13 protein-coding genes and 1 tRNA gene are annotated in these 11863 nt (G+C 40.9%); 2 read left to right on the top strand and 12 right to left on the bottom strand.

What is annotated here, in order from left to right; all coding sequences use genetic code 11:
* Nucleotides 1-5: 5 nt before the first annotated feature.
* Nucleotides 6-77 (bottom strand) — tRNA-Glu (locus M1F37_RS09665).
* A 61-nt stretch (nucleotides 78-138) separates the two neighbouring features.
* Nucleotides 139-1494: a 23S rRNA (uracil(1939)-C(5))-methyltransferase RlmD gene (gene rlmD / locus M1F37_RS09660; protein WP_247935647.1), complete on the bottom strand. Its 1356-nt coding sequence runs from the start codon at nucleotides 1492-1494 to the stop codon at nucleotides 139-141.
* A gap of 37 nt (nucleotides 1495-1531) precedes the next feature.
* Between rlmD and recX the strand changes: the two genes are divergently transcribed.
* Together recX and M1F37_RS09650 are read left to right on the top strand one after the other, a co-directional pair.
* Nucleotides 1532-2308, top strand: coding sequence for a recombination regulator RecX (gene recX / locus M1F37_RS09655; protein ID WP_247935646.1), 777 nt, complete (start codon nucleotides 1532-1534; stop codon nucleotides 2306-2308).
* Between the two features lie 88 nt (nucleotides 2309-2396).
* Nucleotides 2397-2930 carry a DUF402 domain-containing protein gene (locus M1F37_RS09650; RefSeq protein ID WP_000775316.1) on the top strand — a complete coding sequence of 178 codons (534 nt, stop codon included), beginning with the start codon at nucleotides 2397-2399 and terminating at the stop codon, nucleotides 2928-2930.
* A 70-nt stretch (nucleotides 2931-3000) separates the two neighbouring features.
* Here the strand turns inward: M1F37_RS09650 and M1F37_RS09645 are convergent, their stop codons facing one another.
* From M1F37_RS09645 to M1F37_RS09600, 10 genes are all read right to left on the bottom strand, one after another.
* On the bottom strand, nucleotides 3001-3768 hold the full coding sequence (locus tag M1F37_RS09645; protein ID WP_000567567.1) for an epoxyqueuosine reductase QueH: 768 nt from the start codon (nucleotides 3766-3768) through the stop codon (nucleotides 3001-3003).
* 137 nt (nucleotides 3769-3905) lie between these two features.
* Nucleotides 3906-5528: a chaperonin GroEL gene (gene groL, locus M1F37_RS09640; RefSeq protein ID WP_247935645.1), complete on the bottom strand. Its 1623-nt coding sequence runs from the start codon at nucleotides 5526-5528 to the stop codon at nucleotides 3906-3908.
* 15 nt (nucleotides 5529-5543) lie between these two features.
* The gene (gene groES, locus M1F37_RS09635; protein WP_000917323.1) at nucleotides 5544-5828 is read right to left on the bottom strand and encodes a co-chaperone GroES; all 285 of its coding nucleotides are present in this window, start codon (nucleotides 5826-5828) and stop codon (nucleotides 5544-5546) included.
* 155 nt (nucleotides 5829-5983) lie between these two features.
* Nucleotides 5984-6379, bottom strand: a complete 396-nt coding sequence (locus M1F37_RS09630; RefSeq protein WP_247935644.1) for a single-stranded DNA-binding protein — start codon at nucleotides 6377-6379, stop codon at nucleotides 5984-5986.
* 77 nt (nucleotides 6380-6456) lie between these two features.
* Entirely contained in the window at nucleotides 6457-7218 is a 762-nt protein-coding gene (locus M1F37_RS09625; RefSeq protein WP_247935643.1) for an SDR family NAD(P)-dependent oxidoreductase, read from the bottom strand.
* 41 nt (nucleotides 7219-7259) lie between these two features.
* Entirely contained in the window at nucleotides 7260-7886 is a 627-nt protein-coding gene (gene ytpR / locus M1F37_RS09620; RefSeq protein WP_247935642.1) for a YtpR family tRNA-binding protein, read from the bottom strand.
* Nucleotides 7887-7900: 14 nt separating this feature from the next.
* A complete protein-coding gene (locus M1F37_RS09615) occupies nucleotides 7901-8218 on the bottom strand; it encodes a thioredoxin family protein (RefSeq protein WP_061590194.1) in 318 nt (105 codons plus the stop codon).
* Nucleotides 8215-8514: a DUF4651 domain-containing protein gene (locus M1F37_RS09610; RefSeq protein WP_247935641.1), complete on the bottom strand. Its 300-nt coding sequence runs from the start codon at nucleotides 8512-8514 to the stop codon at nucleotides 8215-8217. The genes M1F37_RS09615 and M1F37_RS09610 overlap by 4 nt, the downstream gene beginning before the upstream one ends.
* Before the next feature lie 236 nt (nucleotides 8515-8750).
* Nucleotides 8751-9824, bottom strand: coding sequence for an N-acetylmuramoyl-L-alanine amidase family protein (locus M1F37_RS09605; RefSeq protein WP_247935640.1), 1074 nt, complete (start codon nucleotides 9822-9824; stop codon nucleotides 8751-8753).
* A 118-nt stretch (nucleotides 9825-9942) separates the two neighbouring features.
* Entirely contained in the window at nucleotides 9943-11550 is a 1608-nt protein-coding gene (locus tag M1F37_RS09600; RefSeq protein WP_247935639.1) for a CTP synthase, read from the bottom strand.
* Nucleotides 11551-11863: the final 313 nt, after the last annotated feature.

The following is an 11863-nucleotide window of genomic DNA, read 5'->3' as shown; positions in this document are numbered from 1 at the left end:
TACCATAGTCCGTACGGGATTCGAACCCGTGTTACCGCCGTGAAAAGGCGGTGTCTTAACCCCTTGACCAACGGACCGGAGTTGTTATTTTCAACTCTTACTATTATACCGACTTTTTCTCCTTTGTCAACTACTTTTTTAAACTTTTTTAATTAATTTTACAACAGCTTCAGTTCGAGCGGTGTGTGGGAACATGTCGACTGACTGGATATAGTGGACATTGTAGACTTCTACCAAACGTACTAAATCCCTTGCCAATGTTGAAACATTACAAGAAATATAGACCATTTTTTCTGGTACATAGGTAAGAATTGTATCTAATAACTTGTCATCCAGACCTGTACGTGGTGGATCCACGATCAGAGCATCTGCTCGGTAGCCTTCCTTATACCAGAGAGGAATAATCTCTTCTGCGGTTCCAGCTTCGTAATGTGTATTATCAAATCCCATTCTTTTAGCATTTCGCTTAGCATCTTCAATGGCTTCTGGAATAATATCCATACCTCTGAGTGTTTTAACTTTCTTTGCGAAGGCGAAACCAATCGTACCAACTCCACAATAAGCATCAATCAAATGGTCTTCTTTATCAACATTCAGCGCTTTTACTGCCTCACTATAGAGGACTTCTGTTTGTTCAGGATTTAGTTGATAGAAAGCTCGTGGTGATAGTGAAAATTCATAATCGAGTACACCTTCTTGAATACTCTCTTCTCCCCAGATAATCTCTGTCTTTTCGCCATAAATCTCACTGGTTTTAGCTGTATTTGTATTCACAGCTACCGTCACAATCTCTGGAAAATCTTTAACCAAGTCTTTTACCAGTTGGGTTAAATTAAGCTGGCGGTTCGTAACTATAATAATCTGAACCTGTCCAGTCTTTCTTGCTCGTCGAACCATTATAGTTCTAACACCTAGAACTTTTCTCTCATCCGTGATTGGAATTTGGTGATAAGTAAGTAATTCTGCTAGGCGATTAGCAATCACTTGAGTTTCCTTGTCTTGTACCAGACAGTCTTTCAACTCTACTAAATAGTGAGAGTTTTGTGCATACAAGCCCGCCTTGACCTGATTTTTAAATTTTCGAGTCTGAAATTGTAACTTAGCACGGTAGTACTTTGGTTCCTGCATACCAATCGTCGGGCGGATTTCATAATTTTCATATCCTGCAGGAGCAAATTTTTTCAGCGCTTGATAAAGCAAGTCCGTCTTGAACTCCAGCTGCTTATCATAATGCAGGTGCATGATTTGACAGCCTCCGCATTCATTGTAAATAGTACAAGCTGGCACAACTCGAAATTTAGACTTCTTGTTGACCTTTAGCAATTTTGCTTCAACAAAGTTGCGTTTAATAGAAGTAATCTGACAATAGATATCTTCTCCTTTAAGAGCACCAGGCACAAAGACTAATGTTTTTTGATAAAAGCCGATTCCCTCACCATTAATTCCCATGCGCTTGATTTTTAATGGTATTTTTTGTTTCACTTTCAGATTCATACCCCTATCTTATCACATTTTGAGTTATAATAGAACTATGAAAATCACAAAACTTGAAAAGAAAAAAAGACTCTATCTGATGGAGCTTGATAATGACGACAAATTCTACATTACTGAAGATACAATTGTTCGCTTTATGTTATCGAGAGATAAAGTGATAAGCCAAGAGGAATTGAAGGAGATTCAGGAATTTGCTCAATTTTCTTATAGTAAAAATCTAGCTCTCTACCACCTATCCTTTAAAGCTCGCACTGAAAAAGAAGTCAGAGAATATCTGAAAAAATACGATATTGATGAAAACGTAGTTTCTCAAGTCATTATTAATCTTAAAGAAGATAAGTGGATTAATGATGCTCAGTACGCTTATGCTATCATCAACGCCAATCAGCTTTCAGGAGACAAGGGACCTTATGTATTGATTCAGAAACTAACACAAAAAGGGGTTCCAAAATCTACTATAGAAGAGAACTTGAAAGAATTTGATTTTTCTGAAGTTGCTCAACGTGTAGCTAATAAACTATTGAAAAAATATGAAGGAAAACTTCCAGCTCGTGCCTTGCAAGATAAGATTATCCAGAATATGACCAACAAGGGTTTTTCCTATTCTGATGCTAAAAGTGCCTTTGATCAGTTGGATAGTCAAGTTGACCAAGAAACGACTCAGGAACTCATCTTCAAGGAACTTGATAAGCAATATGCTAAGTATGCCCGAAAATATGAAGGATACGAACTTAAACAGCGTTTAACTCAAGTTTTAGCACGAAAAGGATACGATTTTTCGGATATAGCAAGCGCTCTCAGAGAATATCTTTAATATTTTCATGTAAAATTCACAGATTTTAGGTAATTTTATGATACAATAGTAAACGATAAACTTATAAATTGTAGAAAGTTGGTTAGTTATGAAGCTTCCAAAAGAAGGCGACTTTATTACAATTCAAAGTTATAAGCATGATGGGAGTCTCCACCGAACTTGGCGGGACACCATGGTACTAAAAACAACAGAAAACGCCATTATTGGTGTCAACGATCATACACTGGTTACCGAAAGTGATGGTCGTCGTTGGGTCACTCGAGAACCGGCTATTGTTTACTTTCACAAGAAATATTGGTTTAATATCATTGCCATGATTCGTGATAATGGAATTTCCTACTATTGCAATATGGCTAGCCCCTACTATCTGGATGAAGAAGCACTGAAGTATATTGATTACGATTTGGATGTTAAAATTTTTACAGATGGAGAGAAACGTCTCTTGGACGTTGAGGAGTATGAGCGTCACAAACGCAAAATGAATTATTCCGATGACTTGGACTATATTTTAAAAGAACATGTCAAAATTCTTGTTGATTGGATTAACAATGGACGAGGTCCTTTCTCAGAAGCCTATGTAAACATTTGGTACAAGCGCTATGTAGAACTAAAGAATCGGTAAAGTTGTCAAACTGGGGTTAAGACCCCGGTTTTTTTATTTTAAAAACCCAGCTTGACAGCTGGGCTTATCCTTATATATCTAATTTCGTAACAGTAAATTTGATGTGGGAATAGTCTTTTTCAACATCCTTATCCAGCAAGAATGCTGTAGCGTCCTTCTTAACTTGAACCAGGTCGATATTCTGAGCTTGGGCTGCATAGACACAACCGCAATAACATTGACGGTAGATGTCATACTCTTCACACATCTCTACTGAACGTTTATAGCCTTGATTTTTCTTGAAATCACTTGGAAGATAGTGGGTTGTATAAATTTTTTGCACATCGATTCCGATGCTATTAATAGTTTGAGAATTCTTATGAGGACTGATGGTCAAAGCTGAGCCAAAGTAGTCAAATCCCAAGTCCATAGCCACTTGCGCTGTTTTATCCAGTCTATAGTCAAAGCAAACCTTGCAACGGTCGCCACCTTCTGGCTCCTCCTCTAGTCCCCTAACTAATTTTCGGTATTCATTGGGTTCGTAGGGAGCTTCTAGGTACTGAACCGTATTTCCTGTCCGCTCATTAAAATCACTAACAAATTTCTTGGTGACGTAAGCCCGCTTATGGTATTCTGCCTTGGGATGGATATTAGAATTGGCAAAATAAATGGTCACGTCTGCATACTTGGTCAAATATTCTAGAGTATAGGTACTGCAAGGGGCACAGCAAACATGCATGAGAATGGTTGGCCGTTGCTCATTTTTCTCCCACACTTGTACCATCTTCTGCATGACACGGTCATAATTAATCTTCTGATTGGGGTTCATCTTGCTCAGAATTTCTTCTACATCGATCATGTTCTTCTCCTTTTTCTAGTCTTATTTTATCATATAAGTTAGGAGAGCTCAAATCTATTTAGAAGTGAATAGCATAAAAAGGAGGGGTAGGCATTCCCTCCTTTTGTGTTTTTTATAAGTTGTTTTCTATGGAAATCTTACATCATCCCACCCATCATGCTTGGATCCATGGCTGGAGCTGGGGCTGCTGGTTCTGGTTTATTGGCTACAACTGCTTCCGTAGTCAAAATCAAGCTGGCTACAGATGCTGCATTTTGAAGGGCAGAACGGCTAACCTTAACTGGGTCGATGATTCCTTCTTCAATCATGTTGACCCACTCGCCAGTTGCTGCGTTGAAGCCTGTGCCAACTTCAGCATTTTTCAAACGATCGATAACGATAGATCCTTCAAATCCTGCATTGTGCGCAATCTGACGAACAGGTTCTTCCAAAGCACGGAGAACAATATTGCGGCCTGTCGCTTCATCTCCTGCCAACTCCAAATCAGCCACGGCTGGGATAACATTTACAAGAGCTGTTCCACCACCTGCAACGATTCCTTCTTCAACAGCTGCACGAGTAGCGTTAAGGGCATCTTCAATGCGAAGTTTCATTTCTTTCAACTCAGTTTCAGTTGCGGCTCCGACCTTAATAACCGCTACACCACCTGACAATTTTGCCAAGCGTTCTTGCAATTTTTCACGGTCAAATTCAGAAGTTGTGGTTTCGATTTGAGACTTGATAACTGCAACACGGTGAGAAATCGCTTCAGGATTTCCAGCACCTTCTACGATAACAGTGCTATCTTTGTCCACAGTTACTTTCGCTGCTTGACCAAGTGCTTCAATTGTCGCATCTTTCAACTCAAGACCAAGATCTTCTGTGATAACTGTTCCGCCTGTTAAGATGGCAATGTCCTCAAGCATGGCTTTGCGACGGTCACCAAAACCAGGTGCCTTGACTGCCACCACGTTGAAGGTTCCACGAATCTTGTTCAAAACAAGAGTTGGAAGAGCTTCACCATCTACATCATCCGCAATAATCAAGAGTGGACGATTGCTTTGGAGAATGCTTTCCAAAAGTGGCAAGATTTCTTGGATATTGGAAATTTTCTTGTCTGTAATCAAAATGTACGGATTTTCAAGGTCAGCCACCATTTTTTCGCTATCTGTCACCATGTACTGTGAAAGGTAACCACGGTCAAACTGCATTCCTTCTACGACTTCAAGCTCTGTTTCCATACCACGTGACTCTTCGATAGTGATGACTCCATCTTTGCCAACTTTTTCCATGGCTTCAGAGATGTACTCACCAACTTTTTCAGAACGAGAAGATACGGCTGCAACTTGAGCGATAGCTTCTTTGTTGGCAACAGGGATGGCGTTGTTTTTCAAGGCTTCAACTGCTGCAGCAACTGCTGTTTCAATTCCACGACGAATGCCGATTGGATTGGCACCTGCTGTGACGTTTTTGATTCCTTCACGGACAATTGCTTGGGTCAAAACAGTTGCAGTTGTAGTCCCATCACCTGCAATATCATTGGTTTTTGAAGCTACTTCTGATACCAATTTGGCACCCATATTTTCAAAATGGTCTTCTAACTCGATTTCTTTTGCAATGGTCACACCGTCATTGGTAATCAAGGGTGAACCGAATGATTTTTCAAGAACGACATTACGACCTTTTGGTCCCAAGGTTACTTTAACAGTGTCCGCAAGGATATCGACACCACGAACCATAGCTGAACGGGCATCAGATGAAAATTTAATTTCTTTTGACATACTTACTTTCTCCTTCTATTCTTCAATGATAGCCAAGATGTTCGCTTCGCCTACGATGATGTACTTTTCATCGCCATCTTTGACATCAAGACCTGCGTGAGCTTCAACCAAGACACGGTCTCCAGCTTTAACACTTGGAGCAACTAAGTCACCGTTCAAGGTACGAACACCTTGTCCAGTAGCCACAACTTGAGCTGTTTTGGTTTTTTCTTGGGCTGAACCTGCGAGGACAAAACCTCCAACAGTTTGTTCTTTTTCTTCGATTTTTAAGACCACACGGTCCCCTAATGGTTTCAACATCTGATTTCCTCCATAATGAGATAGATAGTATTAGCACTCTTTATATCTGAGTGCTAAATCATAGTTCTATTGTATCACTTGGTCAGAAATAGTCAAGAAAAAAGTCTGACTTTCTCAAGATAAAAAGCCTGAGACCAACTCAGACTTTTTAATGTTTAAAATGGTAGTTCTTCCTCTTCCAAAACCAAGTCCGCTAACTCTTGATCTGCGTTATTTTCACGCATAGCACGTTGGGCACGACTTTCCAGAAGTTGGAATCCTGTAACAAGCACTTCGGTCACATAATTCATTTGACCATTTTTCTCAAAACGACGGGTACGCAATTCCCCATCAACGGAAATGAGACTACCTTTGGTTGCGTAGCTTGCCAAGGTTTCTGCTAGTCTACCCCAAAGGACCATATTAACAAAATCGGCTTCGCGTTCCCCGTTTTGGTCTTTGTAACGACGGTTGACTGCAATAGTCGCTCGCGCTACTGACTTGTCATTGTTGGTTTTGTGCAATTCTGGTGTAGACGTTAAACGTCCAATTAAGATAACTTTATTATACATATTTTCTTCCTCCTACTTATCTATTCGTAGGAAATCAAAAAAAGTTACAGAAATTTGTAACTTTTCAAGGAAATTTTTTAGTTTTTATGAACCATGAAACCTGTCGCCTGTTGATTGGCCATAATGGTCATATCTGTAATCTGAACACGACGAGGTTGACTGGTCACATAGACTACTGTGTCTGCAATATCCTGAGCTTGCAAGGCTTCGATTCCTTGGTAAACGGACGCAGCTCTCTCTTTGTCACCATGAAAACGTACTGTAGAAAAATCTGTTTCAACGATTCCCGGTTGAATAGTCGTCACCTTGATATCCGTTGCGATGGTATCAATTCGCAGACCATCTGAAAAGGTCTTAACTGCTGCCTTGGTCGCTGAGTAAACAGCGGCACCAGCATAGGCATAAATTCCTGCGGTTGACCCCATGTTGATGATATGTCCTTGATTGGCTTTTACCATTGCTGGCAAGAAACAGCGAGTAACTGCCATCAAACCTTTGACATTGGTATCCAGCATGGTCAACATATCCAGCTCTTCATAGTCCTGATAGGGTGCTAAACCTAGAGCCAAGCCTGCATTGTTGACCAAAATATCAATCTGACCTATCGTTTCTAGAATATCAGAGCAGACAGTCTTTACCATGGTCATATCCGTGACATCTAGTGGAAAGGTCCAGACGATTTGATTTGGAAAGACTTCTGCAAACTCCGACTTTAGGGTTTCTAGTCTGTCTATCCGTCGTCCAGTTAGAACGACATTCTCACCCTGCTCTAGATAAGCACGCGCAATCGCTTCACCAATTCCTGATGTCGCCCCTGTAATCACTACATTTTTTGCCATCTTATTTCCTTCTAGCTGGTCTATCAGATACTAACAACCTCTTAGGTAGTCCAGTGTTTAGCTGGATCAAATGGAGTTCCGACAACTTGGTCTTCTGATAATTCAATAATACCACGTTTTTGCGGAGCATTTGGCAGATTCAATTCACGAGGACTACACATCATGCCAAAACTCTTTTCACCACGAAGCTCACCTGGGAAAATGAGATTGCCTTTTGGCATCATAGCTCCAGGAAGAGCTACAATGGTTTTCAACCCAAGACGCGCATTGGGAGCTCCTGCAACGATTTGTACAGTCTTGTCACTTGCGACTGCAACTTGGCAGATGTTGAGGTGGTCACTATCTGGATGGGCTACCATCTCGACAATCTCACCAACAACAAACTTAGGTTCCTTGTCATTGACAATTTCTTCTGTAAATCCTTCCGCCTGCAATTCTTGGTTCAAACGAGCGACTTGCTCATCTGATAAAAAGACTTGACCGCGCTCTGCAATTTCAAACAAACTTGAAACTTCGAAAATATTCCATGCCACTGTTTCCCCATTATCTTTGAAGAGAACACGAGCTACCTTGCCTTTACGTTCCACATCCAGTTTAGCATCTCCACTGTTTTTCACGATGACCATAAGGACATCACCGACATGTTCTTTGTTATATGTAAAAATCATTGTTTCCTTTTCTCCTATTTCAGTCCTGCTAAAAAGTCGTTAATTTGTTGCTTACTTTTACGGTCGCGATTAACAAAACGACCGATTTCCTTGTCCTTTTCTAGTACAACAAGGCTGGGGATTCCATAAACATCCCAGAGTTTGGCCAAATCCATATACTGGTCTCGGTTCACACGAATAAAGGTGAACTCTGGATTGGTCTCCTCAATTTCTGGCAAGGCAGGATAGATATAACGACAATCGCCACACCAGTCCGCCACAAAAAGAAAGACCTTCTTGCCATCCTTTTCAACTAAAGATGCCAATTCTTCTAAACTTGCTGGTTGTATCATAAGACTTCCTCCTCATAGACTAGGTCTTCATTTTCATAGACAAAGGTATAATGACGGCCATCCTCAAAAACGACGCCACCAACCAAGCTCTCTAGACTGCTTTCATAAACTTGAACATAGAGGGTCGCAATTTCCCCCATGTCTGAAAAATGGTCTCGCACAATCGCTGTCAACTCTTCCTGAGTCTTCCTGAGCTTATGGTCATCTGCAACTTTTTTTGTAACAAGGGCAAGGCTCCCAATACCAAGCAGAGCCAGACCTGCCATCCACATTTTTTTAGCTTTCATACCATTCATTTTAACACAAAAAAGGCTTTAGGACAAATGAAGAAGAAGCAGAAAAGCAAGTAAAAAGCCTCTTCCTTAAAGGAAAAGGACTTCTTATACTAGAGCAAACTAGGAAGCTAGCCGCAGGTTGCTCAAAGCACTGCTTTGAGGTTGTAGATAGAACTGACGAAGTCAGCTCAAAACAGTGTTTTGAGGTTGTGGATGAAGCTGATGTGGTTTGAAGAGATTTTCGAAGAGTATTATTCTTATTGCCAGGCACCTGAGCTGCCAACGTAGTAACCATCTGGCGTGTAGGTATTGCGAAGCATCTTACCTGATGAAGCTAGATAATACCACTTACCATTGTCTTTGACCCAATCATTCGCAAGCATGGCACCAGAAGAACTTACATAATACCATTCTCCCTTGTCATAAACCCAAGTGCTTGCTTTCATGGATCCTGAAGTTGATAAATAGTACCACTTACCTTGGTCGTATAGCCAGTCACCAGCAATCATAGCCCCTGATGATTTAAAGGCATACCAGTTGCCACCTTGATAGAGCCAAGTTTGATTGAACATGACTCCTTTATCGTTCATAAAGTACCAAGTTCCCTTGTCCTTAACCCAAGCATTTTGAACTAGTTGGCCTTGTTTTTGATAGTACCAATTTTGGTCTGATTTTAGCCAGCTTTCTGCTTTTACGATCGGATAAAGTTCTTTGAAAGATCCTCCATCATATTTATGACTAATAGACTTTTGTTTTTCAAGTTTCAACTCACCATTGTCATAGTCTGCCCAAGCAAAGACTTTTTGACCATTGACAGTCTCTGGTAAGGTAGCAGTGTAAGTCTTGGTTTGATAATCCCATTTAGCATCGAGGTAAGTGTATTGATCATTTGATTCTTCAATACGGTAGTAGCCTCTCTTTCCACCTTCATGATGTACATCGTCAACCACTTTCGTTGACCAGGTCTTCACTTCGTTTCCGCTCTTGGCTTCTACCTTGATATCTCCTCTATAGCCATAAGGTACATAGAAATTGAGATAACGCCCTTCTACGCCAATCATAGACTTGTCCTTTTCTTGACCTAGGAAATTGACAGTCTGATCTTGACCATTGAGACTAACCGTCCACTCGATTTTCTCTGTTTTTGGCAAATCCAAGACTTTGATATCCACTTCATGACCATTGTTAAATCGAAGAATTTTGCCATCTTGATATTGAACACCACACTTAACAACCCATTCTTCTTCCAATTCGAAGGCATTTCCTGAATGAGGGAAAGCTAGTAAAGCTAAACCTGCTAATGACAAACTAAATAGTGTGATTTTTTTCATGGGATTTCCTCCTGCTTTTTATTTATGTTAATTATATCACTATGTTTTATTTTGCAACTCATATCCTAAATATGCAAGCAAAAAACCTCTGAGATTGTTCTCAAAGGTTCTAATTTGGCTAATTACTGTTCTCAACAGCTGCAGTGACAAAGGCAGTGTAGAGTTCTTCTGGTCGGTTTGGACGACTTGAAAGTTCAGGGTGATACTGACACGCTACAAAGAATTTATTTTCAGGAATTTCCACAATTTCTACCAAACGATTGTCTGGAGAAATTCCTGAGAAGACAAAGCCTGCTTCCTCAAACTGCTCACGGAAGGCATTGTTAAACTCATAGCGGTGACGGTGACGGCGTTGCACCACTTCTTGATTGTGATAAGCAGCTGCTGCCTTAGAACCACGTTTCAACTTAGATGGGTAAAGTCCCAAACGAAGGGTTCCCCCCATATCCTCAACATCAATCTGATCACGCATGATATCAATGATAGGGTATTTTGTTTCTGGTGCAAGCTCTGCAGAATTGGCACCTTCGAGACCCAAAACGTGACGAGCAAACTCGATACATGTCAACTGCATTCCCAAGCAGACTCCCAACATTGGAACATCATTCTCACGCGCATAGCGGATGGCTTGGATTTTCCCTTCCGTACCACGTTGGCCAAAACCACCTGGTACGATGATTCCGTCCGCATCAGACAAGAGCTCTGCCACATTCTCTGCTGTCACATCATTGGCATTGATCCAATTAATTTTCACTTCTGCATCGTTGGCATAACCAGAGTGTTTCAAGGCTTCAACCACAGAGATGTAGGCATCTTGCAACTCCACATACTTACCAACAAGGGAAATCTTGACTTGTTTCTTAAGGTTCATGACCTTATCCACCATGGCTGACCACTCTGTCATATCCGCTGCTGGTGCGTCTAGCTTCAAATGGTCACAAACAATTTGGTCCATGCCTTGCGCCTGCAAGTTCAATGGAATTTGGTAAAGGTGTTCGACATCCAAAGACTCGATAACAGCTTCTGGAGCCACGTCACAAAACTGAGCTAGTTTGTTTTTAATTCCTTGACCAGCTGGTTTTTCTGTACGAATAACCAACATATTTGGCTGGATTCCCAAACCACGCAATTCTTTTACAGAATGCTGGGTTGGTTTGGTCTTCATTTCACCAGCAGCCCTGAGGTAAGGAAGCAAGGTTGTATGGATATACATGACATTATCTGCACCCACATCTGCCTTCATCTGGCGAAGAGCCTCTAGAAATGGCAAGGACTCGATATCCCCAACGGTTCCACCAACCTCTGTGATAATGACATCCGAGTCGGTCGTTACAGCGGCACGCTTGATTTTTTCTTTCAAAGCATCTGTGATATGAGGAATGACTTGAACAGTTGCCCCAAGGTATTCTCCACGGCGTTCTTTACGAAGAACTTCACTGTAAATTTTACCAGTTGTCACGTTTGAGTATTTGTTAAGATTGATATCGATGAAACGTTCATAGTGACCCAAGTCCAAATCGGTCTCAGCCCCATCATCTGTCACAAAGACTTCCCCGTGCTGGTAAGGACTCATGGTTCCCGGATCGATATTGATATAAGGGTCAAACTTCTGAATAGTCACTTTGAGACCACGATTTTTCAAGAGACGCCCCAGACTTGCTGCCACAATCCCTTTCCCAATAGACGACACTACACCACCAGTTACAAAAATATATTTCGTAGACATAGATTCCTCTTTCTAAAATGCTCAAGGCCTTGTTAACTACGAGGGGACATAGAAAACAAGACCCTTATGAATAACGACTTTTCATGAAAACTTCCTAAAAAAACAAAAATAGCTCCCTAGTAACTAGGGAGCCCCGACCTCTAAAAGAGGTGCCCGAACAATATAATACCTCAAAGCAGAACATTTGTCAACCTGAATTGGTAAAAGATGAAAAAAGAAGATTGTTTTCAGAAAACGGTAACTTCTCAAAGTAACTTCCACTTGTCTAACCAAAGTGGAAGTTAGTCTAAAACGGATTTTTATGGTGGAATTA

Source organism: Streptococcus mitis (assembly GCF_023109105.1).
GTDB classification, from domain to species: Bacteria; Bacillota; Bacilli; order Lactobacillales; family Streptococcaceae; genus Streptococcus; species Streptococcus mitis_BW.
This window is presented reverse-complemented; position numbering and strand designations above follow the sequence as displayed.